Consider the following 24,546-nt stretch of genomic DNA (forward strand, 5'->3'; position numbering starts at 1 on the left):
TTTGCGGGCGCGTTTTTGGTGCGCGCCCTCTTCGATGATGCGGTTCAAAGGCACAGATGCGTTCATGACCAAGTCCAATTGGTTCGATTCACAAACTATTCTCGATGGCATCCGCCGCTGGGTGGAGATCGAGACGCCGACGGACACACCTGAACAGGTCAACAAGCTGATCTCCGTGGTCGCGGAGCAATACCGCGATCTGCCGGTTACGCTCGAGCGCGTCGCCGGCGTCGATGGCTGCGGCGATCATCTCGCTGCACGCTCGACCTGGGGCCAGGACCGGCCGGGCATTTTGGTGCTGAGCCACCTCGATACCGTTCATCCCATGGGATTCATCGAGCGCCTGCCGTTCAAGGTCGAGGGCGACAGCGCGTTCGGTCCCGGCATCTACGACATGAAGGGCGGCGCCTATATCGCCCATCACGCCTTTCGCGCGCTCTGCGCCGCCGGCGATCGCTCGCCGCTCGGCATCACCCATTTGTTCACCTCCGACGAGGAGATCGGCAGCCCGACCTCGCGCGCGCTGATCGAGGCGGAAGGGCGCAAGGCCAAATACGTGCTGGTGACGGAGCCCGCGCGCGACGGCGGCAAGATCGTCACCGGGCGCAAGGGCGTCGGACGATTCGAAGTATTCATCAAGGGTGTGCCCGCACATGCCGGCACGCGGCCCCAGGATGGCCGCAGCGCGATCCGCGAGCTTGCCAACGTCATCCTGGCGCTGGAAGCGATGAACGATCTGGCACGCGGCGTCACGGTGAATGTCGGCGTGGCACGCGGCGGCACGCGTCCCAACGTCACGCCGGAGGAGGCCTATGCCGAAGTCGACCTGCGCGTGCCGAGCTTTGCCGACGCGGAGGAGTTCGTCGGCAAGATCCTCGGGCTGAGGTCGAAGACGGATGGCGTCACGGTCAAGGTCACGGGCGGACTCAACCGTCCGCCCTACGAGAAGAGCAATGCAGGCGCCTCGCTGTACGAGCATGCGAAGTCGCTTGCCACCGAGATCGGCTTCGAGCTGATCGACACCCACACCGGCGGCGGCTCGGATGGCAATTTCACCGCCGCCCACACCGCAACGCTCGATGGACTCGGCGTCGACGGCAAGGGCGCACACACCCATTATGAGCAGATCTACCTCTCGTCGCTCGAACCCCGCGCGCGGCTGCTCCATCGCCTGTACCAGACGCTGCGATGAGCGAACGAAAATCAGATCCCGATCGCGATGACAGCGAACGCGCCTTCTTTGGGCGCCGCAAGGGCCACAAGCTCAGGCAGCACCAGGCCGAGCTGATCGATCATCTACTGCCGCATCTTTCACTCGACATCGAGGGCGAGAAGCCGGCGAATGCCAACGAGATCTTCGATCCCGCGGCCGACGATGTCCGGCTCGAGATCGGCTTCGGCGGCGGCGAGCATCTTGCGGCCGAGGCCCAGAACTTCGCCACGACCGGCTTCATCGGCTGCGAGCCCTATGTCAACGGCATGGCAAAGATCCTCGCGCAGATCGAGGCCGCCAACATCGGCAACATCCGCCTGTTCGCGGGCGATGCCGCCGAGCTCCTGGCCTGGCTGCCGCAGGCATCGCTGTCGCGGATCGACCTGATCCATCCCGATCCCTGGCCGAAGCGGCGGCACTGGAAGCGGCGCTTCGTCCAGGACCGCACCATCGCCGCGATGGCACGCGTGCTGAAGGCGGGCGGCGAATTCCGTTTCGTCTGCGATATCGACGATTACTGCGCGTGGACGCTGATGCATCTGTCGCGGTCGACGGATTTTCAGTGGCTCGCCCAATGCGCCGACGATTTCCGTCGGCCATGGGACGGCTACACCATGACGCGCTACGGCCGGAAGGCCACGCGCGAAGGGCGCAAGACCACATATCTGCGGTTCAGGCGCGCATAGATTCTTCGCGCGATCCATCGATAATCGTCATGCCCGGGCTTGTCCCGGGCATCCACGTACTTTCCTCCTGTGGGCAGCAAGAACGTGGATGGCCGGGACAAGCCCGGCCATGACGACGAAGATCCGTACTTTGATTAGATCGTCTGGCGGTTGCGCCAGAATTTCACGACGCGCTCGGCCGTTGACGGCATCAGGCGCGTGAAGTTCACGCGCGCCTGCTCGAGATCGGCATCAGCCGGCGTGCGATGCGGGCCGTACCACATCAGGATCAGCGCGCGCACCGTGGGCCAGCCGAGATTGAGCACGCGCCCCAGAATCAGAATCGGATCGTAGCGGTCGCCCGCGACCAGGCGATCGAGGATCGAGAGGCGGACACCGGACATCGCCGCGAGCGAGGCGATCGATTCCTCATATTTGAGCGCCTTGGCGAAGCCGAGCAGCGCGCTCTCGCCGAGATGACCCTCGCGATGCAAGGTCAGCACCGTGCGCTGTGCCGCCGAGAAATCGCGGCGCGGCCCCGGCGGCAGCGCGGCCTCCTCGATCGCCGCCATGGCGCGCTTGATCTCGACCTGGCGCACGGGATTGACCACGCTCGAGAGGCGGCGGCGGATGACGTCGAGCGTGCCGTCGAGCAGCTGTTTCAGGTGCTCGCCCGAGAGATCGTTGCGCTGGCCGATCTTGAGCGTCAGCACGCCGTCCTGCGACGCACGCTTGATCAGCTCGGAATAGCTGCCTTGCGAGAACTCCGCGCCGGCATTGCCCGCGGCGCGACGCACCACGTCGCGATCGCCGCGCTCGACCAGCACGTCGGTGATGGCGGCCGACAGTGCGGGGCGCTCGGTCATCGCCAGCAGATGGCCCTGACCCTTCAGCCGCGCGATCTCGACGAGAGCGGCGTCGTCGAGCACCGGCGAGCGGCGCAGCACAGGGCCCGCCACCATGATCTCGTTTTCGCGCGCGAGCTGGCTCACCAGATGCGGCGGCGCATTGTTCAGGCGCGAGAAGCGCTCGGCGAGGTCGACGCGCGAGGCAAGCTCGGCATGCGGAACGAGATCGATCAGCAGATTGTCGAAGAGATCGACGAGATCGGGACGGAGCTTCTCGGCGTCCTGGAAGAACAGTTGGGCGATGGCGCGCGCGATCTCACCGCGACGCCGGGGGTCGCCGCGTTTGACGATCTCGTCCAGTCCGGGAATGAGCGACGTGGCAGCGGTCATGAAAACGCAACTCGTACAGGGCACGCCGCGGGTGCGCCCTTGGTCCAAGCCGCCCCACAATCAGGGAATTTAGGCCTGCTAGATGAAGGAAGCGTTGCGCGGGGGGGGGGGCCACAGGCCGGGCGCAAAAAGCCTCGTCTTTCCCGCGATGGGCCTTGTCCGGGAGGACGGAAAGGGCTATATCAGCGCCAATTCATCTTCTCATACGATCCGCGTAGTGAGAGTGGGCCCGAAAGGACCCGCTCTTTTTTATTACCTGAACGCGGCTTGGTTGAAGATATGCGGCCCGGCGAGCTGCCGGGATAAAGAGTTCCGAAACAGGCTCTGCGGATCCTAACCTGTTCAAGTCCTTAACCAAGCCTTAACCATCGAGCGCCTTGACCCCTGATATGACCGAACCGAACACTGGTTCCACGGATGCCGAGTTGCTGGCCGAGCCGAGGCTCGTGGTCGAGCCGGGCGTGGCGGCACGTGTGTCTGCGGTCGCAGGTCCGGTGCTCGAGGGCATGGGCTACCGCCTGGTGCGGATCCGCATCTCCGGCGAGGCCGGCTGCACCGTGCAGATCATGGCCGAGCGGCCGGACGGCTCGATGCAGCTCGAGGATTGCGAAGCGATCTCGCGGGCGCTGTCGCCCGTGCTCGACGTCGCGGACCCCATCGACCGCGCTTATCGGCTGGAAATCTCCTCGCCGGGGATCGACCGTCCGCTGGTGCGCCGCTCGGATTTCGAGCGCTATTCCGGCTATCTGGTGAAGATCGACATGGCGGTCGCCCATGAGGGGCGGAAGCGGTTCCGTGGCATGCTTGGTGCCGTCGAAGGCGACCGCGTGCACCTGCATCGCGACGACGTCAAGGCGAACGATAATCCCGACGTTCTCCTGACGATGGAAGACATCGGTGAGGCACGCTTGGTGCTGACCGACGAGCTGATCGCGGAATCCATGCGCCGCGGCAAGGCCGAGGAGCGCCAGATGCGCCGCGATCTCGGCATCGAGCCGCCGGCTGCACCGCACGCGGAAATCAGTGCGAAGATCACCAAGAACACCAAGCCGCAAAAAAAGAAGCCGGCACCGACCAATACGAAGAAGCACCGCCTGGCCGCCGAACGCGCGCGGCGGGGCGAGATCGAGCCTGACGAAGGAGACTAGCCATGGCAGTCAGCGCCAATCGACTTGAATTGCTCCAGATCGCCGATGCCGTCGCGCGCGAGAAATCGATCGACCGCGGCATCGTCATCGCGGCAATGGAAGACGCCATCGCCAAGGCGGCACGGGCACGTTACGGCAGCGAGACTGACGTTCATGCCGAGATCGACCCGAAGAAGGGCGAGCTGCGGCTGTCGCGCCACATGCTGGTGGTCGAGAAGGTCGAAAATCATTCCAACCAGATCTCGCTGGTGGATGCGCAGCGCGCCAATCCCGGCGCCCAGGTCGGTGACACCATCGCCGATACGCTGCCGCCGCTGGAATATGGCCGCATCGCCGCGCAATCGGCCAAGCAGGTGATCGTGCAGAAGGTGCGCGAGGCCGAGCGCGACCGGCAATATCAGGAATTCAAGGACCGCATCGGCGACATCGTCAACGGCGTCGTCAAGCGCGTCGAATATGGCAGCGTGATCGTCGACCTCGGCCGCGGTGAAGCCATCATCCGCCGCGACGAGATGCTGCCGCGCGAAGTGTTCCGCAACGGCGACCGCGTCCGCGCCTACATCTTCGACGTCCGCCGCGAGACCCGCGGCCCGCAGATCTTCCTCTCCCGCACCCATCCGCAGTTCATGGCGAAGCTGTTCGCGCAGGAAGTGCCTGAGATCTATGACGGCATCGTCGAGATCAAGGCGGTGGCCCGCGATCCCGGCTCGCGCGCGAAAATCGGCGTGATTTCCCGCGATTCCTCGGTCGATCCGGTCGGCGCTTGCGTCGGTATGCGCGGCTCGCGCGTGCAGGCGGTGGTGAACGAGCTGCAGGGCGAGAAGATCGACATCATTCCGTGGTCGCCCGACATCGCGACCTTCGTGGTCAACGCGCTGGCGCCGGCCGAAGTCTCCAAGGTCGTCATCGACGAAGACCGCGAGCGCATCGAGGTCGTCGTGCCCGACACCAACAACCAGCTCTCGCTGGCGATCGGCCGCCGCGGCCAGAACGTGCGTCTGGCCTCGCAGCTCACCGGCTGGGACATCGACATCCTGACCGAGCAGGAGGAATCGGAGCGCCGCCAGGCCGACTTCGAGAACTCCACCCGCGTCTTCATGGAATCGCTCAATGTCGACGAGGTGGTCGGCCAGCTGCTGGCGTCCGAAGGCTTCACCTCGGTCGAGGAACTCGCGATGGTGGACCTCAAGGAACTCGCCGGCATCGAAGGCTTCGACGAGGAGACCGCGCAAGAGCTCCAGAACCGTGCCCGCGAATATCTCGAGCAGCAGGAGGCCGAGATCGAGGCCAAGCGCAAGGAGCTCGGTGTCGAGGACGCCGTCAAGGACGTGCCGGGCGTCACCTCCAAGATGCTGGTCAAGTTCGGCGAGAACGACATCAAGACCGTCGAAGACCTCGCCGGCTGCGCCACTGACGATCTGGTCGGCTGGACCGAGCGCAAGGAAGGCGGCGAGCAGACCAAATTCCCTGGTGCGCTCGACGGTATCGAGATCTCCCGTGACGATGCCGAAGCCATGATCATGCAGGCCCGCGTCAAAGCCGGCTGGATCACCGAAGCCGATCTCGCGAAGCCCGCCGAAGAGGCCGAGGCGACCGAAGATCAGCCGGCTTAAGGACGAAGGAGAATGTCGCCCGGATGCTCGCAGATACTGACCACGATCTCGACCATGGACCGCGGACCGAAAGGTCCGCGACCATGCGGATGTGCGCGGTCAGTCGCGAGGTCCGGCCGATCGACGAGCTGATCCGCTTCGTCATTTCGCCGCAAGGCGACATAGTTCCCGATCTCAAGCGCAAGCTGCCCGGACGCGGCATGTGGGTCACCGCCTCGCGCGAGGTGGTTGCGGAAGCCGTGCGGCGTCACCAATTTAGCAAAGCCTTCAAGCGCGAGCTGCGCACTCCCCAGACGCTTCCCGCCGACATCGAGGCGCTCCTGGTTCGGAGTGTGACGGAAGCCCTTGGGATTGCCGCCAAGGCGGGCCAGATTGTGGCCGGCTTCGGCAAGGTCGAAAGCGCCCTGCGGGAAAGCACGGCCGAGGTCCTGATCCATGCCAGCGACGGGGCCGCGGACGGAATCCGCAAATTGGACATGCTGGCACGTCAAAATGACGGGAATCGCGGCGCCAAGCCGCAGATTCCCGTCGTCACTGCGTTGAAATCGATAGAATTGGATTTGGCACTTACCCGGTCAAATGTGATACATGCTGCCCTGCTCGCGGGCCCGGCGAGCAAGTCATTCCTGTCACGTAGCCAGATGCTGGTCCGATACCGGATGGCGGACGATGACAAGACTGCCGAAAAGCCCGGCCAGGATTTCTGAGAGACAACGACGACCCGATAGGACGGTGCGGCAACGCACAACGTTAACAAAGATCAGGATTAGGACTGCTGAATGGTTGATACCAAGACCCCTGACGACAAGAAGCTGAGCGTTCCGAGCAAGACGCTATCGCTCAAGCCGCGCGTCGAAACGGGCACTGTGCGTCAGAGCTTCAGCCATGGCCGCAGCAAGCAGGTCGTGGTCGAGAAGCGCGGCAAGCGCCGCGTCGACGGCAGCCCCGAACCGCAAGCTCCCGCGGTTGTTGCAAAGCCGGCACCGGCCGCGCCTGCTCCCGCTCCGGCACGCCCGGCTCCGCCGCGCAACGCCGGCTCCGGCGTGGTGCTGCGCACGCTGACCGAGGACGAACGTTCCGCCCGCGCCAGCGCGCTGGCCGACGCCAAGGTGCGCGAAGTCGAAGAGCGCCGCCAGGCCGAAGACGAAGCCCAGCGCCGCGCTGTCCGCGAAGCCGCCGAACGCGTCGAGCGCGAAGCCGCCGAGGCCCGCCGCAAGGCCGAGGATGAGCGCCACCGCCACGAAGAGGAAGCCAAGCGCAAGGCCGAAACCGAGGCCAAGAAGCGTTTTGGCGAAGGCGAACAGCCGGCGTCAGCCGCGCGCCCTGCAACTGCCGCCCCGGCCGCTCCCACGCCACGTCCTGGCGCGCCCGCAGCACGCCCCGGCACCACCACGACCACGGCACGCCCGGGAACAACCACCGCGCGCCCTGGAACGACCACCGCGAGGCCGGGAGGCGGCCCGTTGGGTCGCGCTCCCGCGGTCGCAGCCGGACCGGACGAGGACGATGGTCCGCGCCAGATCCGTCGCGGTCCCGGCGGCGCCGCGCGTCCTGTGGTAGCCCCCAAGCCCACCCACAAACCCGGCCCGCAGAAGGAGCGCGGTCGCCTGACGGTCGTGACCGCATTCAATGCCGACGACGTGCGCGAGCGCTCGATCGCCTCGTTCCGCCGCCGCACTCAGCGCCTGAAGGGCCATGCCGCGAACGAGCCGAAGGAAAAGCTCATCCGCGAGGTGGTCATTCCGGAAGCGATCACCATCCAGGAGCTCGCCAACCGCATGGCCGAGCGCGCGGTGGAAATCATCCGCATGCTGATGAAGCAGGGCGCGATTCACAAGATCACCGACGTGATCGACGCCGACACTGCGCAGCTGATCGCCGAAGAGCTTGGTCACACCGTCAAGCGCGTTGCCGCGTCCGACGTTGAAGAAGGCCTGTTCGACGCCACCGACGATTCCACCGACACCGAGACGCGTTCGCCCGTCGTGACCGTGATGGGTCACGTCGACCACGGCAAGACCTCGCTGCTCGACGCGCTCCGCCATGCCAACGTCGTCTCCGGCGAAGCCGGCGGCATCACCCAGCATATCGGCGCCTATCAGGTGCTGTCGCCCGAAAGCGGCAAGAAGATCACCTTCATCGACACGCCCGGCCACGCCGCGTTCACCGCGATGCGCGCCCGCGGCGCCAAGGTGACCGACATCGTCGTGCTGGTGGTTGCTGCCGATGACGGCGTCATGCCGCAGACGATCGAAGCCATCAACCACGCCAAGGCGGCGCGGGTCCCGATCATCGTTGCCATCAACAAGATCGACAAGCCCGATGCGAAGCCCGAGCGCGTGCGCACCGAGCTGCTCCAGCACGAGGTGCAGGTCGAATCCTTCGGCGGCGAAGTCGTCGACGTCGAAGTGTCAGCCAAGAACAAGACCAATCTCGACAAGCTGCTCGAGATGATCGCGCTCCAGGCCGACATCCTCGACCTGAAGACCAATTCGGAGCGTCCGGCCGAAGGCACCGTGATCGAAGCCAAGCTCGATCGCGGCCGTGGCCCGGTCGCGACCGTGCTGGTCCAGCGCGGCACGCTTCGTGTCGGTGACATCATTGTCGCCGGCGCCGAGATGGGCCGCGTCCGCGCGCTGATCTCGGATCAGGGCGAGACGGTGCATGAGGCCGGTCCTTCGGTTCCGGTCGAGGTGCTCGGCTTCAACGGTCCGCCGGAGGCCGGCGATCGTCTCGCGGTGGTCGAGAACGAAGCCCGCGCCCGCCAGGTCACCAGCTATCGCGCGCACCAGAAGCGCGAGAACGCGGCTGCCTCGATCTCCGGCATGCGCGGCTCGCTCGAGCAGATGATGTCGCAATTGAAGACGGCGGGCCGCAAGGAATTCCCGCTGATCATCAAGGCCGACGTGCAAGGCTCGCTGGAAGCGATCCTCGGCTCGCTGGAGAAGCTCGGCACCGATGAAGTCGCAGCCCGCATCCTGCATGCCGGCGTCGGCGGCATCTCGGAATCGGACGTGACGCTCGCGGAAGGCTTCAACGCCGCGATCATCGGCTTCTCGGTTCGTGCCAACAAGGAGGCGGCTGCGGCCGCCAAGCGCAACGGCATCGAGATCCGCTACTACAACATCATCTACGACCTCGTGGACGACGTGAAGAAGGCGATGAGCGGCCTGCTCGCGCCGACCCTGCGTGAAACCATGCTGGGCAATGCCGCGATCCTGGAGATCTTCAACATCTCCAAGGTCGGCAAGGTTGCCGGCTGCCGCGTCACCGACGGCACCGTGGAACGCGGCGCCAATGTGCGCCTGATCCGCGACAACGTCGTCGTGCACGAAGGCAAGCTGTCGACGCTGAAGCGCTTCAAGGACGAAGTGAAGGAAGTCCAGTCCGGTCAGGAGTGCGGCATGGCCTTCGAGAACTACCACGACATGCGTGCCGGTGACGTGATCGAGTGTTATCGCGTGGAGACGATCCAGCGCTCCCTGTAAGTCCAAATCTTACCGAAGCGCCCGGATCTTTTTGAGCTGAAATTGCGGGAGTGCGATGGCCGGATTTATTCCGGCCATCCGCGCCGCATTCGTTTCAACAGGACAAATGACAATGCTCGTGTCCCAAACGCGGGCACGACGAGGTGATTTTCAACCATGCCCCGCCACCATCAGAAGAAAAGTTCCGCGCCGGGCGGCTCGCAACGCCAGTTGCGTGTCGGCGAGCAGGTTCGCCACGCGATGGCCGAGATTCTGGCGCAAGGCAATGTGCATGATGTGGACCTCGAAGGTCACATCATCACCGTGCCGGAGGTTCGGATGTCGCCCGACCTGAAGCTCGCAACGGTTTACGTGATGCCGCTCGGTGGCCGCGACACCGAGGTCATCATCGCTGCGCTCGAGCGCAACAAGAAATTCCTGCGCGGCGAAGTCGCGCGGCGCGTTAACCTGAAATTTGCACCTGACCTTCGTTTCCGCGTCGACGAACGATTCGACGAAGCGGAACGGATCGAGAAGCTTTTGCGAACACCTGCGGTGCAGAAGGACCTGGAACAGGATCCGGATTCGGATCGGGAAGAAGAGCGATGACGATGGACCCGGCTCACGGCACGATCGGCGGCGAAGAGACCGATCAGCGCGACGTGCAGAAAAATAATTTTGCGGATCTCGGCGGCGATTCGCAGCCGCATCAGGAGCCGCGCCGCGTCAACAACGATCCCCGCGCCAACAAGCAGAAGGGCAACCAGCCGCGCCGCGACCGCCGCGACGTCCATGGCTGGGTCGTGCTCGACAAGCCGATCGGCATGACCTCGACGCAAGCCGTCGCCGTGCTCAAGCGCCTGTTCAACGCCAAGCGCGCGGGACACGCCGGCACGCTCGACCCGCTCGCCTCCGGCGGCCTGCCGATTGCGCTCGGCGAGGCCACCAAGACCGTTCCCTTCGTGATGGACGGCCGCAAGCGCTACCAGTTCACCGTGTGCTGGGGCGAGGAGCGCGACACCGATGATATCGAGGGCCGGGTCACCGCGACCTCCGACCAGCGCCCGACCCAGGAGGCCATCCTGGCCCTGCTGCCCCGCTTCACCGGGGTGATCGAGCAGATCCCGCCGCGCTATTCCGCGATCAAGGTCCAGGGCGAGCGCGCCTACGACCTCGCCCGCGACGGCGAGGTTGTGGAACTGGCCCCCCGTCCCGTCGAAATTCATCATTTAACCCTTGTGGATCAACCGGATAGCGACCGGGCAGTGTTCGAGGCGGAGTGCGGCAAGGGCACCTATGTCCGGGCGCTGGCCCGCGATATGGGCCGGATTCTCGGCACTTACGGCCACATCTGCGCGCTGCGGCGGACCCTGGTCGGCCCATTTGACGAGAACGACATGATTCCGCTGGATCAGTTGGAGGCTTTATGCGATAGAGCCGCGTCCGGCGAGGGCAGCCTCGCCGACGCGCTTATGCCCGTTGAGACCGCGCTGGACGACATCCCGGCACTGGCCGTCACTCGGGCTGATGCGGCAAGGCTCCATCGGGGCCAGGCCGTTTTATTGCGCGGACGGGATGCGCCCACTAGTAGCGGCACAGTCTATGTCACGGTGGCAGGCCGTCTATTGGCGCTTGCTGAAGTCGGCAACGGCGAAATCATCCCCAAGCGTGTGTTCAACCTGACCGGTCTGACTGCCAGCACCGGTCGCAACGAGAGAAATTGACGATGTCGATTGCCGCAGAACGCAAAGCGGAAGTCATCAAGACGAATGCCAACAAGGCCGGCGACACCGGCTCGCCGGAGGTTCAGGTCGCGATCCTGTCGGAACGCATCAACAACCTCACCAACCATTTCAAGACCCACGTGAAGGACAACCATTCGCGTCGCGGCCTCTTGAAGCTGGTTTCGACCCGCCGCTCGCTGCTCGACTACCTCAAGAAGAGGGACGAGGCGCGTTACAAGGCGCTGCTCGAGAAGCACAACATTCGTCGTTAAGTGTTCCTGCGCGCGCCACTGGCGCGCGGTTTCGAGCGAAAGCGTTTGTTTAAAGGTTTTTGATCGAGGCTGCGTGCGCGTCGGGTGCGAGCCGTTGACGGCTAGCACCCGGGCACGATGGGCGAGGACCGCAATCCGGTGTTCGCGTTCGTGCCGACTGACAGTCCAGCAGCAATCCGGCGGCTGGGCACAACGGGCAAGGCGCCCGTATGACCCGAAAGGATGGACGCCATCCGAAATCCGAAAACCATGGCAGGATCGCAGGACGCTGATCGCCCGCTTCGATCAACGTCCCGCAATCTTGCGCATGGTTTTTGTTTTTCGGGCCGTCCTTCTTTCGAGAACCCATGAAAGAAGACATCTATGTTCAATAAGCATTCAGTCGAGATCGACTGGGGTGGACGCCCTCTCAAGCTTGAAACCGGCAAGATCGCGCGTCAGGCCGACGGTGCCGTCGTCGCCACCTATGGCGAGACCGTGGTGCTCGCCACCGTCGTCGCGGCGAAGGCGCCGCGCGAAGGCGTCGACTTCCTGCCGCTGACGGTCGACTACCAGGAGAAGACCTACGCAGCCGGCCGCATTCCCGGCGGCTATTTCAAGCGCGAGGGTCGTCCGACCGAGAAGGAGACGCTGGTCTCCCGCCTGATCGACCGTCCGATCCGTCCGCTGTTCGTCGACGGCTGGCGCAACGAGACCCAGGTGATCGTCACCGTGCTGTCGCACGACATGGAGAACGATCCCGATATCGTGGCGCTGGTGGCCTCATCGGCTGCGCTGACCCTGTCCGGCGCGCCCTTCAAGGGCCCGATCGGCGCAGCGCGCGTCGGCTTCGCCAATGACGAGTTCATTCTCAACCCGACGCTCGACGAGATGGTCGACACCCAGCTCGACCTCGTCGTCGCCGGCACGGCCGACGCCGTGCTGATGGTGGAATCGGAAGCCAAGGAGCTCAACGAGGACATCATGCTCGGCGCCGTGATGTTCGGTCACCGCCACTTCCAGCCGGTGATTAACGCCATCATCGAGCTCGCCGAGAAGGCCGCCAAGGAACCGCGCGAAGTCACGGTGATCGACAATTCGGCGCTCGAGAAGGAAATGCTCGGCCTCGTCGAGCAGGAGCTGCGCGCCGCCTACGCCATTCCGGTCAAGCAGGATCGCTACGCCGCGGTCGGCAAGGTCAAGGAAAAGGTGATCGCCCATTACTTCCCCGAAGGGCAGGAGCCGAAATACGACAAGCTGCGCGTCTCCGGCGTGTTCAAGGAGCTGGAAGCCAAGATCGTTCGCTGGAACATTCTCGACACCGGCAAGCGCATCGACGGCCGCGATAGCAAGACCGTGCGCAACATCATCGCCGAAGTCGGCGTGCTGCCCCGCGCCCACGGCTCGGCGCTGTTCACCCGCGGCGAAACCCAGGCGCTGGTCGTGACCACGCTCGGCACCGGCGAGGACGAGCAGTATATCGACGCGCTGTCCGGAACGTACAAAGAGACGTTCCTGCTGCACTACAACTTCCCTCCCTATTCGGTCGGTGAGACCGGTCGCCTCGGCGGCACCAAGCGCCGCGAGATCGGCCACGGCAAGCTGGCCTGGCGCGCGATCCACCCGGTGCTGCCGCCGCATCACGAGTTCCCCTACACCACGCGCGTGGTGTCGGAGATCACCGAGTCGAACGGCTCGTCCTCGATGGCTTCGGTCTGCGGCGCTTCGCTGGCGCTGATGGATGCCGGCGTGCCGTTGAAGCGGCCGACCGCGGGTATCGCGATGGGCCTGATCCTCGAGGACAAGCGCTTCGCGGTGCTCTCGGACATCCTCGGTGACGAGGACCATCTCGGCGACATGGACTTCAAGGTCGCCGGTACCGAGCAAGGCATCACCTCGCTCCAGATGGACATCAAGATCGAGGGCATCACCGAAGAGATCATGAAGGTGGCGCTCGGTCAGGCCAAGGATGGCCGTATCCACATCCTCGGTGAAATGGCCAAGGCGCTCACCAACGCCCGCGCCGAGCTCGGCGAGTACGCGCCGCGCATCGAGACCTTCAAGATCGCCACCGACAAGATCCGCGAAGTGATCGGCACCGGCGGCAAGGTGATCCGCGAGATCGTCGAGAAGACCGGCGCCAAAGTCAACATCGAGGACGACGGCACCGTGAAGGTCGCCTCCTCCGATGGCGAGGCGATGAAGGCCGCGATCAAGTGGATCAAGTCGATCGCCTCCGATCCGGAAGTCGGCCAGATCTATGACGGCACCGTCGTCAAGGTGATGGAGTTCGGCGCCTTCGTGAACTTCTTCGGTTCCAAGGACGGCCTCGTCCACATCAGCCAGCTCGCTTCGGCGCGCGTGCAGAAGACCTCCGACGTCGTCAAGGAAGGCGACAAGGTCAAGGTCAAGCTGCTCGGCTTCGACGACCGCGGCAAGACCCGGCTGTCGATGAAGGTGGTCGACCAGACCACCGGCGAAGACCTCGAAGGCAAGGGCGGCGACGGCGAGAAGACCCCGCGCGAAGCCGCCGGCGAGTAATCGATCCGCACATCAGAAACACGAAGGGCGGCCTCGCGGCCGCCCTTTTTGTTTGTCGCTTGCTTAAGCCCGGGGATCAGGCCGCGAGGTCGTACCGGTCGAGGTTCATCACCTTGGTCCAGGCCTTGGCGAAGTCCTGCACGAACTGCTGCTTGGCGTCCGACGAGGCATAGACCTCGGCGAAGGCGCGGAGCTGCGAGTGCGCACCGAAGATCAGGTCGGCGCGCGTGCCGGTCCACTTCACCGCGTTGGTCTTGCGGTCGCGGGCCTCGTAGGTGCCGTCAGCCGCCGGCGTCCACTGCGCGCTCATGTCGAGCAGGTTGATGAAGAAGTCGTTGCTCAGCGTTCCGACCTTCGAGGTCAAGACGCCGTGCTTCGAACCGCCCGCATTGGCGCCGAGCACACGCAGACCGCCGACGAGCGCGGTCAGCTCGGGACCGGACAGCTTCAGCAGCTGCGCGCGATCGACAAGAGCTTCCTCCTGCTGCAGGAACTGATGCTTCTTGCCGACGTAGTTGCGGAAGCCATCGGCCCGCGGCTCCAGCGGGGCGAAGGATTCCGCGTCGGTCTGCTCCTGCGAAGCATCCATGCGGCCCGGCGTGAAGCCAAGCTTCACGTCAACGCCGGCATCCTTCGCGGCCTTCTCGACCGCGGCAGAACCGCCGAGGACGATGAGGTCGGCGAGCGAGACCTTCTTCGCACCTGCCGATGCGTTGAAGTCCTTCTGGATCGCTTCGAGCTTGCCGAGAACCTTGGAGAGCTGAGCCGGCTGGTTCACCTCCCAATCCTTCTGCGGGGCCAGACGGATGCGCGCGCCGTTGGCGCCGCCGCGCTTGTCGGAGCCGCGGAACGTCGAAGCCGACGCCCAGGCGGTCGAGACCAGCTCGGAGACCGAGAGGCCCGAAGCCAGTATCTTGGTCTTCAGCGCAGCGATGTCCTGGTCGCCGACCAGCTCGTGGTTCACCTTCGGAATCGGATCCTGCCAGATCAGCGTTTCCTTCGGCACCAGCGGGCCGAGATAGCGCTGGATCGGACCCATATCGCGGTGGGTGAGCTTGAACCAGGCGCGGGCAAAGGCGTCCGCGAACTGATCCGGGTTTTCGAAGAAGCGACGCGAGATCTTCTCGTAGGCCGGATCGAGACGCAGCGAGAGGTCGGTCGTCAGCATCGTCGGCCGGTGCTTCTTCGACTTGTCGAAGGCATCAGGAATGATCGCGTCGGCACCCTTAGCCGTCCACTGATTCGCACCGCCCGGGCTCTTCGTCAGCTCCCATTCGTACTTGAACAGGTTCTCGAAGAAGTTGCTGCTCCACTTCGTCGGCGTCGTCGTCCATGTCACCTCGATACCGCTGGTGATGGAATCGCCCGCCAGGCCGGAAGCGTACTTGCTCTTCCAGCCGAGGCCCTGATCCTCGAGCGCGCCCGCTTCCGGCTCCGGACCGACCAGCGACGGATCGCCCGCGCCGTGGGTCTTGCCGAAGGTGTGGCCGCCGGCGATCAGCGCGACGGTTTCCTCGTCGTTCATCGCCATGCGGGCGAACGTCTCGCGGATGTCCTTGGCCGCGGCGACCGGGTCAGGCTTGCCGTTCGGGCCTTCCGGATTGACGTAGATCAGGCCCATCTGCACCGCGCCGAGCGGCTCGGCGAGCTGGCGTTCGCCGCTGTAGCGCTCGTCGCCCAGCCACGTGCCTTCAGGACCCCAATAGAGCTCTTCCGGCTCCCACACGTCGGCGCGGCCGCCGGCGAAGCCGAAGGTCTTGAAGCCCATCGATTCCAGCGCGACGTTGCCGGCGAGCACCATCAGATCGGCCCAGGAGATCTTGCGGCCGTATTTCTGCTTGATCGGCCAGAGCAGACGGCGCGCCTTGTCGAGATTGGCGTTGTCAGGCCAGCTGTTCAGCGGTGCGAAACGCTGCTGACCGGCACCGGCGCCACCGCGGCCGTCCGTGGTGCGATAGGTGCCCGCGCTGTGCCAGGCCATGCGGATCATGAGGCCGCCATAGTGGCCGAAATCGGCAGGCCACCATTCCTGCGAGTCCGTCATCAGAGCCGTCAGGTCCTTGATGACGGCATTCAGGTCGAGCGACTTGAACTCCTTGGCATAGTCGAACTCCTTGCCCATCGGGTCGGACAGGGTCGAATTCTTGTGCAGCATCTCGATGCTGAGCTGGGTCGGCCACCAGTCGCGGTTCACGCGCGTGGGTTTTCCGCCCGAAAACGGGCACTTCGAAGTGTCATCCATGAATACCTCCTCTGGTGGCGTCGAACTCGCGCCTTTGACCAGGTAGAATTACTCTAGGCTTCGCATTCGATCAGGGGAAGTTGACTTTAATGATCGCTGCGATAGGATTTTCTGATGGCCAACGTGACGATGCGCCAGCTCAGATATTTCGACGCGCTGGCGCGTCACGGCCATTTCGGCCGCGCGGCGGAGGCAAGCTCGATCTCCCAGCCGGCCCTGTCGATGCAGATCAAGGAACTGGAGGAGGCGCTTGGCGGCCTGCTGCTGGAGCGCAGCGCCCGGCAGGTGGCGCTGACCCGGTTCGGCGAGGAGCTCGCACCGCGCGTCCGCGACATCCTGCGCTCGGTCGATGAGCTTGGCGATTTCGCGCGCGCCTCGCAGGACCGGTTTGCGGGCCGGCTGCGGATCGGCATGATCCCGACGATCGCGCCCTATCTGCTGCCGAAGATCACCAAGAATCTCACGCGCATGCATCCGGAGCTCGACATCCGCGTGCGCGAGACGATGACGCCGCGGCTGATCCAGGAACTGGTCGAAGGCCGGCTCGACACGGCCATCGTCGCACTGCCGGTGTCCGAGCCTTCGCTCACCGAAGTCGCGCTGTTCGACGAAAAATTCCTGCTGGTGCGGCCGGGCTCCGACGAAGGCACACCGGTGCCATCGCGCGAGATGATGCGCGAGATGCGGCTGCTGCTGCTTGAAGAAGGGCACTGCTTCCGCGATCAGGCGCTGTCGTTCTGCAACATGCAATCGGCGCCGCCGCGCGAGATGCTGGATGCGAATTCGCTGTCGACGCTGGTCCAGATGGTCAGCGCCGGAATCGGCGTCACCTTGATCCCGGAAATGGCGGTGTCGGTGGAGACGCGATCGGCCTCGGTCTCGCTGTCGCGCTTCCGCGATCCCGAGCCCTCGCGCACCATCGGCATGGTCTGGCGCAAGACCAGCCCGCTGGCGCGGCAGCTGCTGCAGATCTCCGAGGTGGTGTGCCTGTCGGCCGGCAAGGCGCGCCCGCGGCAAGCCACGCGCGGCCAACGTGGGTAGGCGGGAATTTTCCTGAATAGCCGGGATCATTCAAGCGAGCCCCGGCGCAAGGCGGCAGATCGAACTGAGAGCACCAATGTCTGATCCCGTCATCCGTCCCGCGCGCACCGACGAATATGACGAGATCGGCCGCGTCTGGATGGAAAGCTGGGCCTCGACCGGCCTCGCCGAGGCGAGCGAGTTCCTGCTGGCAAATCTGCGCGCACGCATCAGGCGCGAGATCGAGAACGGCTGGAGCCTGTTCGTCGCCGACGACAACGGCACGATCGCCGCCATGCTGGCGCTGCATCTGCCAAAACTCTATCTCGACATGCTTTTCGTCGGGCCCGCCTACCAGGGGCAATCGCTCGGACGGCAATTGCTCGCCTTCACCCGCACGGAAATGCCCGACGAGATGCACCTGCGCTGCGTGCGCGAGAACGAAAAAGCCTGGCGCTGGTACGAACGCGAAGGCTTTGTGTTCGAGAAGGAAGAGATCGAGCCGTCGAATGGGTTCGTGATGAAGTATTATCGGTGGAAGCGGCAGCGGCCCACCGAATAGACGGCGACCTCCGGGTGCAGCTTGCGGTTGTCGCGATCCCACCCTAGTGTGGCGCGTCCGATGACCTCCCGCCTCTGATCCTTGGAATCCATGTTTCGACTTGCTGCCCCGGTGCTCATCCTGCTGTCCTTCCTGACTTCGGCAGCAGCGCAAACCCCTCCCGCAACCACCGCTCCCGCCGCTCAGACCGCACCATCGGCAAAGCCGACAGCCAAGAAAGCGACGGCGAAGGCGACGCCGAAGCCTGCGGAGTCGGCGACTGCCGGTCCTTGCGGCGCCGGCGTGATTGCGGGGACCGGGGACATCTTCGTCGTCCAGAAGATCGGTTTGACCGTGTTCGGCAACGACTATGCCGAAGTCCCGGTATCCTGGGGCCTTGACGATCTTGTCTTTGCGCGGGTGCGGGCCGCAGCAGGCAACACGCCGGTGCGACGGATCACTTATGCCAAGGGTGCACTCGATTCCTGCTACCACCCCAAATCCGGCCTGTTTCGCAATCAGCGCGAGGAGCTGTCGAACCTGATCCGGCAGGTCGCGCCACTGCTGGTTGCGAACGCTATCTCGTCGTCATGCGCAGCGAAGGACAGCTTGACGGGACCAATCAGTCGCTCAGCGGCGTCGGCATCTTCAGCCGGGGTGTCGGTCTCATCTCATATGCATATGTCTTCTCCTATATCGGCGTGACGTGGGTCGACGGCCGCACCTTCGAAATCATGAAAGGCCCCGCCGTAACGTTCGAAGGTGTCATGAAGCATATGGCTGACAACTTCGTTTCGAACGAGCTTTTGCAGAAGGTGGACAAGTCCATGTTTCCGGAGACGGCCGCGGACTCCGCCAACAACACCGCCCTGCGCGACACCACCCGCGACTTTCTGACCAAACGGCTGGACAAGATCTTGCCGCCGTATTTCGCGCAATAAGGCGCGTTGGCGTACGACGATGAATCTGCTTGCCGGCGCATTGGTATCATACGCGCTGCTGTCGCCGACAGGCGGGCAGGTGCAACCGGCGCCAAAGCCGGAAGTGGTCAAGCCCGCGATCAGGAAACCGGCAGGCGTCAAGCCAAGCGGACCGGTTGAAAGCGGCCCGTGCCAAATCGGCGTGATACCGGTCGGCGGTGACCTATTCGTGGTCGAGAAGTTTGGGCCTTTCACGTTCATGGACAAACGTGCGCGGGTCTCGATTGCGGCGTGGGCACTCGACGACCTCGTCGTCTCGCGCGTTCGCGCCGCTGCGGCCGGCAGTTCCGTGAAGAGAATCCCCTACACCGTCGAAGAGCTCAAGTCCGGTGGTCGCGAAAAGCAGCATCCGTTTTTTTACAGCGCAGCGACCGACATCGGAAACTTCGTTCGCTTCCTCGCGCCCAAACTGCGGTGTGAGCGCTACATCGTCGTCCACCGGAATCACGGAACGCATCGGGAATCCGGCATCGGTATCTCACAATACCCTTACGGTGGGCCAGTCCATCTCTTCGCGATGATGTACATCCGGGTCTATGACGGTACCACCTTCGCGTTGATCAAGGAGGCACCCGCCTTGATGACCGAGGACACGTATGTAGAGCGCTTGCTGCACAATCCGCTCGGCGGTCCGTCAAGCGAGCTGGATCGCGCGATGTTTCCGGAGAAGCCGGCGGACGCAGTCAACAACCCGGTGCTGCGCGACGGGGTACGCACGATGCTGACGAAGAGTCTCGACAAGACGCTGCCGGCCCTGCTGCAACGTCCGTCGCCGTCACGTTGACCAAGATATCGCTCGCAGAACGGCGCATCCATCTAGGCATAGTGCGTTGCGCATCGGGCGCAAACACGCAATGAATCTGCCCTCGCCCGCCGTTACGCCAATGGAAAGTTCTCGCCATGATCAAGCTCTATTGGTCACCCCGCTCGCGCTCGTTCACGACGCTCTGGCTGATGGAAGAGAGCGGCCTGCCCTATGAGCGCGTGCTGACCGACATCTCGACCGGCGCGCAGAAGGCGCCGGATTTCCTCAAGGTCAATCCGATGGGCAAGGTGCCGGCGCTCGCCGACGGCGATGCCGCGCTCGGCGAGGCCGCCGCGATCTGCGCCTACATCGCCGACCGCTATCCCGAAGCGAAGCTCGCGCCCGCGGTAACCGATCCGCGTCGTGCGCGCTATTTGCAATGGCTGTTCTTTTCGCCTGGCTGCATCGAGCCTGCCATCATCCAGATCTTCACCAAGATCGAGATCCCGACCTCGACGGCGGCCTGGGGCAGCGCCACGCAGGTGTTCGACGTGCTGGAAGCTGCGCTCGCGAAGGGACCGTGGATCCTCGGCGAGGAATTTTCCGCCGCCGACATCACGGTCGGCTCCGGCCTGAATTTTGCGGTGCGCCTGTTCAAGATGGTGCCGTCCCGCCCGGCGTTCGATGCCTATCTCGCGCGCTGCATGGCGGGGCCGGCGTTCCAGCGTGCAGAGCAGATCGCCGCGGGATAAACCAACTCTCGTAGGGTGGGCAAAGCGGAGCGTGCCCACCACGTCTTTCTGCGGTCATGGAGAGATGGTGGGCACGGCGCTCTGCGCCTTTGCCCACCCTACGAAATCACTCTGACGCCTTCAGATCGTCCGGCCTTGGCATCAGGACGATGTTGTAGCCGGAATCGACATAGTGGATCTCGCCGGTCACGCCGCCGGAGAGATCCGACAACAGATACAGCGCCGAGCCGCCGAGCTCGTCGAGCGTGACGCCGCGGCGGAGCGGCGAATGTTTTTGCATGAAGCCGAACATCGCACGCGCCTCGCCGATGCCCGAGCCGGCGAGCGTACGGATGGGGCCTGCGGAGATGGCGTTGACGCGGATGCCGCGCGGTCCGAAATCGGAGGCGAGGTAGCGCACGGAGGCCTCCAGCGCCGCCTTGGCGACGCCCATCACGTTGTAGTTCGGCATCGCGCGCTCCGAGGCGCCGAAGGTCAGCGTGATCATGCTGCCGCCCTCCGTCATCAGCTCGGCGGCACGCTTTGCCACCTCCGTGAACGAGAAGCAGGAGATCACCATGGTGCGCGAAAAGTTCTCGCGGCTGGTGTCGGCGTAGCGGCCCTTCAGCTCGTTCTTGTCGGCAAAGCCGATGGCGTGGATGACGAAATCGAGCTTGCCCCATTTCTCGCGCAGCACGGCGAAGGTCGCATCAACGCTGGCAATGTCCTCGACGTCGCAAGGCAGCACCAATTCCACGCCGAGCTGCTCCGCCAACGGCTTGACGCGCTTGCCCAGTGCCTCGCCCTGGAAGGTGAAGGCAAGCTCGGCACCGTGGGCATGCAGCGCCTTCGCCATGCCCCAGGCGATCGAATGATCATTGGCGATGCCCATGATCAGACCGCGCTTGCCTTTCATCAGTCCTTCCATTGCCCAGCGGCTCCCATCATTCCGACGTCATCGCCCGCGCAGGCGGGCGATCCAGTATTCCAGAGACAGCAGTTATAGGCCGAGATGCCGCGGCGTACTGGATGCCCCGCTTTCGCGGAGCATGACAGAGTGCTGGGCTCACACATCCAGCCGGCTGAACACCAGCGTGGCGTTGGTGCCGCCGAAGCCGAAGGAGTTCGACAGCACGGTGCCGATCTTGACGTTGTCGATGCGCTTGCGCACGATCGGCATGTCGGCGAACACGGGATCGAGCTCCTGGATGTGAGCGCTCTCGCAGATGAAGCCGTTGTTCATCATGAGCAGCGAGTAGATCGCCTCCTGCACACCGGTCGCACCGAGCGAATGGCCGGTCAGCGCCTTGGTCGCCGAGATCGGCGGGCACTTCTCGCCGGCACCGAACACCCTGCGGAGCGCGTCGATCTCCGGCGGATCGCCTGCTGGCGTCGAGGTCGCGTGCGGATTGATGTAGTCGACCTTGGTCTTCACCGTCGACATCGCCATGCGCATGCAGCGCTCGGCGCCTTCACCGGAGGGCGCGACCATATCGTAACCGTCCGACGTCGCGCCGTAGCCGACGATCTCGCCGTAAATGCGCGCGCCGCGCGCCTTGGCATGTTCGAGCTCTTCCAGCACCAGCACGCCGGCGCCGCCGGCAATCACGAAGCCGTCGCGGTTGACGTCATAGGGACGCGAGGCGGTGGCGGGCGTATCGTTGTACTTCGACGACATCGCGCCCATGGCGTCGAACAGCACCGAGAGGGACCAGTCCAGCTCCTCGCAGCCGCCGGCGAAAATGATGTCCTGCTTGCCGATCTGGATCGTCTCATAGGCGTTGCCGACGCAATGGTTCGACGTCGCGCAGGCCGAGGAGATCGAATAGTTCACGCCCTTGATCTTGAACCACGTCGCGAGCGTCGCGGAGGCCGTGGACGACATCGCCTTCGGCACGGCAAACGGTCCGACGCGCTTCGGCCCCTTGGTGCGGGTGATGTCGGCGGATTCGACGATAGTGCGGGCCGACGGGCCGCCGGAACCCATGATGATGCCGGTGCGGATGTTGGAGATTTCTTCGGGCGACAGACCGGAGTCCTGGATCGCCTGCTCCATCGCGATGTGATTCCACCCCGCGCCCTGGCCGAGGAAGCGCATCGCACGCCGGTCGACAACCGTCGCGGGATCGATCGTCGGCGCACCTTGCACCTGCGAACGGAAGCCGAGTTCGGCATATTTTTCAGCCCGCGTAATGCCTGACTTCGCCTCGTGAAGGCTCGCAAGCACTTCCTGGGTGTTGTTTCCGATGGACGAGACGATACCCATCCCGGTGACCACAACCCGCCTCATGACAGCCTCGCCTAAATCATTGTCTTTCTTGGTGATGCGCTCAGCCCAGGCTCACGCCCTGCTTGAACAGGCCGACCTTCAGATCCTTCGCGCGATAGATAATCTGGTCATCGACCGAAAGCCATCCGTCGGCGATGCCGAGCACCAGCTTTGAACGCATCACGCGCTTGATATCGATGTTGTACACAACCTTACGGGCCTCGGGCAGCACCTGGCCGCTGAACTTCAGCTCGTTCAGGCCAAGCGCGCGGCCACGCCCTTCACCGCCGCTCCAGCCCAAATAAAAGCCGACCATCTGCCACAGCGCATCGAGGCCGAGGCAGCCGGGCATGACCGGGTCGTTCTTGAAGTGGCAGCCGAAGAACCAGAGGTCGGGCTTCACGTCGAGCTCGGCCCGCACCATTCCCTTGCCGAACTCGCCGCCATTGTCGTTGATTTCCGCGATGCGGTCGAACATGAGCATCGGCGGCAGCGGCAGCTGGGCATTACCCGGGCCGAACATTTCGCCGCGGCCACATGCCAGCAGATCTTCGTATTCGTAGCCGTTGCGCCTGTTCAGCATGCGGAAGCCTCTGTTCAAATCCCGATTGAGCGGCGTTTCTGGCGAAAATGGGCCCCGTTTCGTTCGGAAAGCCGCGCCAATTCCCGTCATCAGGCGCGACTGCCACGAGCCAGGATGGACTGCGGGCCGGGCCTCAATGCCCGGCTGCGCCATAATCGGCCAAGCGGAACCGCGGGCTCTCTAACACAGGCATTTCGGGTGGCAAAGCGATCTCATGAAGGTAAAGTGACCACCTGCTCGCCCGGTTCCATTTCTCATTAGAACCTCTCTACTTGCGAGAAACTTGCATCTGCATCTATCTGTCCATATATGCATATAGATGCAGTGTCCACGCGTGCCCGAAATCTGGAAATGAGCGAGAATCCCGCGCCCCATCACGACGACGACGTCCATTCCGCCGCCCTCCTGTCCGGCCGCCAGCCGGCCTTGACCGGCTGCCCGTGGCACGACGTCAACGAAATGCTCCAGTCCGCGGGGCTTCGTCCGACGCGCCAGCGCATGGCGCTCGGCTGGCTCCTGTTCGGCAAGGGTGCTCGCCACCTCACGGCTGAAATGCTCTATGAGGAGGCGACGCTGGCCAAGGTGCCGGTGTCGCTCGCGACCGTCTACAACACGCTGAACCAGCTGACCGATGCCGGCCTGCTGCGCCAGGTCAGCGTCGACGGCACCAAGACCTATTTCGACACCAACGTCACCACCCACCACCATTATTACCTCGAGAACAGCCACGAGCTGGTCGATATCGAGGATCCGCATCTGGCACTGTCCAAGATGCCGGAGGTGCCCGAGGGTTACGAGATCGCGCGCATCGACATGGTCGTGCGCCTGCGCAAGAAGCGCTGAATATCCAACATTGTTGAGTTGATCGTCATGGCCGGGCTTGTCCCGGCCATTGCTATTTGCACGGTCATTCCTGAATGGTCCGAAGGACCAGGCCCGGAATCTCGAGATCCCGGGTTCGATGCTTGCGCATCGCCCCGGGATGACGCCTACGGCGTCAGTTGACCTGCTCGTCCGAATAGACGCCCCAGAGGCGCTCCTGCTGGATCCAGCCGTCAAAGCCGTTGCCGGTGACGCGACACCAGTTTGCAGTGCACTTCTTGACCTGCGTGACGACGCCGGCCTGGAGCTTGGCCGCAACCGCGCTGTCAGGATCGGCCCGGTCGTAGATCGGCGCGAGCTCGTCCTTGTGTTTCATGGTGACGACCGCGGTGCGGCGGCCCGACAGCAGTGAATGATAGACCCAGCCCTCGGCGCCTTCGGAATCGCGCACCCGGCGCCAGTTCTCGAACTCGGCGGTGATTTCGACCGGCAGGCCGGCGCGGGTGTAGACCCAGGCGACGTCATTGTCCTTGGTCGGGCCGGCGCGGACGTTCACGTGGTCCGATTTGAGGCTGACATAACGCGGCACCGGCAGGCCGCTCGCGGTCTGGGGGGTGCTGTCCTTCGCCGAATGGGAGGGGCTGACCGAGGCGCTCAACCAGGTGCAAACGAGCGCCATCACCGAACAAAAACGCCCCAACGCCATCAACCCGTCTCCTGTCGAGGGCCCCGCCGCGCCGGGCCCTCACCCTA

The 24,546-nt window shown here is 64.2% G+C and carries 23 protein-coding genes; 17 read left to right on the forward strand and 6 right to left on the reverse strand.

Annotated features, from left to right (window positions below; all coding sequences use genetic code 11):
- The first annotated feature begins 34 nt into the window (after positions 1–34).
- On the forward strand, positions 35–1,192 hold the full coding sequence (locus ACVJ5M_RS03370) for a M20 family metallopeptidase (protein WP_283017888.1): 1,158 nt from the start codon (positions 35–37) through the stop codon (positions 1,190–1,192).
- Positions 1,189–1,899 carry a tRNA (guanosine(46)-N7)-methyltransferase TrmB gene (trmB, locus tag ACVJ5M_RS03375; RefSeq protein WP_063980135.1) on the forward strand — a complete coding sequence of 237 codons (711 nt, stop codon included), beginning with the start codon at positions 1,189–1,191 and terminating at the stop codon, positions 1,897–1,899. The genes ACVJ5M_RS03370 and trmB overlap by 4 nt, the downstream gene beginning before the upstream one ends.
- 134 nt (positions 1,900–2,033) lie before the next feature.
- On the opposite strand, the gene ACVJ5M_RS03380 is transcribed toward trmB, so the two are convergent.
- A complete protein-coding gene (locus tag ACVJ5M_RS03380) occupies positions 2,034–3,116 on the reverse strand; it encodes a DUF2336 domain-containing protein (RefSeq protein WP_063980136.1) in 1,083 nt (360 codons plus the stop codon).
- Between the two features lie 389 nt (positions 3,117–3,505).
- On the opposite strand from ACVJ5M_RS03380, the gene rimP reads away from it, so the two are divergent.
- The 8 genes from rimP (at position 3,506) to pnp (ending at position 13,860) form a co-directional block, all read left to right on the forward strand.
- Positions 3,506–4,264 carry a ribosome maturation factor RimP gene (gene rimP / locus ACVJ5M_RS03385; protein ID WP_063980137.1) on the forward strand — a complete coding sequence of 253 codons (759 nt, stop codon included), beginning with the start codon at positions 3,506–3,508 and terminating at the stop codon, positions 4,262–4,264.
- A 2-nt stretch (positions 4,265–4,266) separates the two neighbouring features.
- On the forward strand, positions 4,267–5,877 hold the full coding sequence (nusA, locus tag ACVJ5M_RS03390) for a transcription termination factor NusA (protein ID WP_028150578.1): 1,611 nt from the start codon (positions 4,267–4,269) through the stop codon (positions 5,875–5,877).
- A gap of 23 nt (positions 5,878–5,900) precedes the next feature.
- Positions 5,901–6,584: an RNA-binding protein gene (locus ACVJ5M_RS03395; RefSeq protein WP_354099475.1), complete on the forward strand. Its 684-nt coding sequence runs from the start codon at positions 5,901–5,903 to the stop codon at positions 6,582–6,584.
- Positions 6,585–6,656: 72 nt separating this feature from the next.
- Complete coding sequence (gene infB / locus ACVJ5M_RS03400) at positions 6,657–9,365, forward strand: translation initiation factor IF-2 (RefSeq protein ID WP_063980139.1); 2,709 nt, start codon at positions 6,657–6,659, stop codon at positions 9,363–9,365.
- Positions 9,366–9,521: 156 nt separating this feature from the next.
- Positions 9,522–9,953: a 30S ribosome-binding factor RbfA gene (rbfA, locus tag ACVJ5M_RS03405; RefSeq protein WP_063980140.1), complete on the forward strand. Its 432-nt coding sequence runs from the start codon at positions 9,522–9,524 to the stop codon at positions 9,951–9,953.
- Complete coding sequence (gene truB, locus ACVJ5M_RS03410) at positions 9,950–11,068, forward strand: tRNA pseudouridine(55) synthase TruB (protein WP_063980141.1); 1,119 nt, start codon at positions 9,950–9,952, stop codon at positions 11,066–11,068. Before rbfA ends, truB begins: the two co-directional genes overlap by 4 nt.
- Before the next feature lie 2 nt (positions 11,069–11,070).
- Entirely contained in the window at positions 11,071–11,340 is a 270-nt protein-coding gene (gene rpsO, locus ACVJ5M_RS03415) for a 30S ribosomal protein S15 (protein ID WP_008131787.1), read from the forward strand.
- 363 nt (positions 11,341–11,703) lie between these two features.
- Positions 11,704–13,860, forward strand: coding sequence for a polyribonucleotide nucleotidyltransferase (gene pnp / locus ACVJ5M_RS03420; protein ID WP_231143729.1), 2,157 nt, complete (start codon positions 11,704–11,706; stop codon positions 13,858–13,860).
- A 76-nt stretch (positions 13,861–13,936) separates the two neighbouring features.
- On the opposite strand, the gene katG is transcribed toward pnp, so the two are convergent.
- Positions 13,937–16,102 (reverse strand): catalase/peroxidase HPI, encoded by a 2,166-nt coding sequence (gene katG, locus ACVJ5M_RS03425; protein WP_354097317.1) that lies wholly within the window; start codon positions 16,100–16,102, stop codon positions 13,937–13,939.
- A gap of 114 nt (positions 16,103–16,216) precedes the next feature.
- On the opposite strand from katG, the gene ACVJ5M_RS03430 reads away from it, so the two are divergent.
- The 6 genes from ACVJ5M_RS03430 to ACVJ5M_RS03455 all read left to right on the forward strand — a co-directional run bounded on the left by ACVJ5M_RS03430 (position 16,217) and on the right by ACVJ5M_RS03455 (position 20,140).
- Positions 16,217–17,143 (forward strand): hydrogen peroxide-inducible genes activator, encoded by a 927-nt coding sequence (locus ACVJ5M_RS03430; RefSeq protein ID WP_028150571.1) that lies wholly within the window; start codon positions 16,217–16,219, stop codon positions 17,141–17,143.
- Positions 17,144–17,219: 76 nt separating this feature from the next.
- A complete protein-coding gene (locus tag ACVJ5M_RS03435) occupies positions 17,220–17,684 on the forward strand; it encodes a GNAT family N-acetyltransferase (RefSeq protein ID WP_063980144.1) in 465 nt (154 codons plus the stop codon).
- Between the two features lie 111 nt (positions 17,685–17,795).
- Positions 17,796–18,368 (forward strand): hypothetical protein, encoded by a 573-nt coding sequence (locus ACVJ5M_RS03440; protein WP_245328511.1) that lies wholly within the window; start codon positions 17,796–17,798, stop codon positions 18,366–18,368.
- The gene (locus ACVJ5M_RS03445) at positions 18,365–18,604 is read left to right on the forward strand and encodes a hypothetical protein (protein WP_245328512.1); all 240 of its coding nucleotides are present in this window, start codon (positions 18,365–18,367) and stop codon (positions 18,602–18,604) included. Before ACVJ5M_RS03440 ends, ACVJ5M_RS03445 begins: the two co-directional genes overlap by 4 nt.
- A 19-nt stretch (positions 18,605–18,623) precedes the next feature.
- Complete coding sequence (locus ACVJ5M_RS03450; protein WP_063980145.1) at positions 18,624–19,427, forward strand: hypothetical protein; 804 nt, start codon at positions 18,624–18,626, stop codon at positions 19,425–19,427.
- Positions 19,428–19,543: 116 nt separating this feature from the next.
- Positions 19,544–20,140 (forward strand): glutathione S-transferase family protein, encoded by a 597-nt coding sequence (locus tag ACVJ5M_RS03455; RefSeq protein ID WP_354099476.1) that lies wholly within the window; start codon positions 19,544–19,546, stop codon positions 20,138–20,140.
- A gap of 106 nt (positions 20,141–20,246) precedes the next feature.
- Here ACVJ5M_RS03455 and fabI read toward each other — a convergent pair whose 3' ends face one another.
- The 3 genes from fabI to fabA all read right to left on the reverse strand — a co-directional run bounded on the left by fabI (position 20,247) and on the right by fabA (position 22,971).
- Positions 20,247–21,047 carry an enoyl-ACP reductase FabI gene (gene fabI, locus ACVJ5M_RS03460; protein WP_231143732.1) on the reverse strand — a complete coding sequence of 267 codons (801 nt, stop codon included), beginning with the start codon at positions 21,045–21,047 and terminating at the stop codon, positions 20,247–20,249.
- Positions 21,048–21,185: 138 nt separating this feature from the next.
- Entirely contained in the window at positions 21,186–22,409 is a 1,224-nt protein-coding gene (fabB, locus tag ACVJ5M_RS03465; protein ID WP_063980148.1) for a beta-ketoacyl-ACP synthase I, read from the reverse strand.
- A 40-nt stretch (positions 22,410–22,449) separates the two neighbouring features.
- Positions 22,450–22,971: a bifunctional 3-hydroxydecanoyl-ACP dehydratase/trans-2-decenoyl-ACP isomerase gene (gene fabA, locus ACVJ5M_RS03470; protein ID WP_063980149.1), complete on the reverse strand. Its 522-nt coding sequence runs from the start codon at positions 22,969–22,971 to the stop codon at positions 22,450–22,452.
- A gap of 351 nt (positions 22,972–23,322) precedes the next feature.
- Between fabA and irrA the strand changes: the two genes are divergently transcribed.
- Positions 23,323–23,814 (forward strand): iron response transcriptional regulator IrrA, encoded by a 492-nt coding sequence (gene irrA / locus ACVJ5M_RS03475; protein WP_063980150.1) that lies wholly within the window; start codon positions 23,323–23,325, stop codon positions 23,812–23,814.
- Positions 23,815–23,968: 154 nt separating this feature from the next.
- On the opposite strand, the gene ACVJ5M_RS03480 is transcribed toward irrA, so the two are convergent.
- Entirely contained in the window at positions 23,969–24,499 is a 531-nt protein-coding gene (locus tag ACVJ5M_RS03480) for an SH3 domain-containing protein (protein WP_039155120.1), read from the reverse strand.
- Between the last annotated feature and the right edge of the window lie 47 nt (positions 24,500–24,546).

The sequence above is a fragment of the Bradyrhizobium sp. S3.7.6 genome (assembly GCF_054061875.1).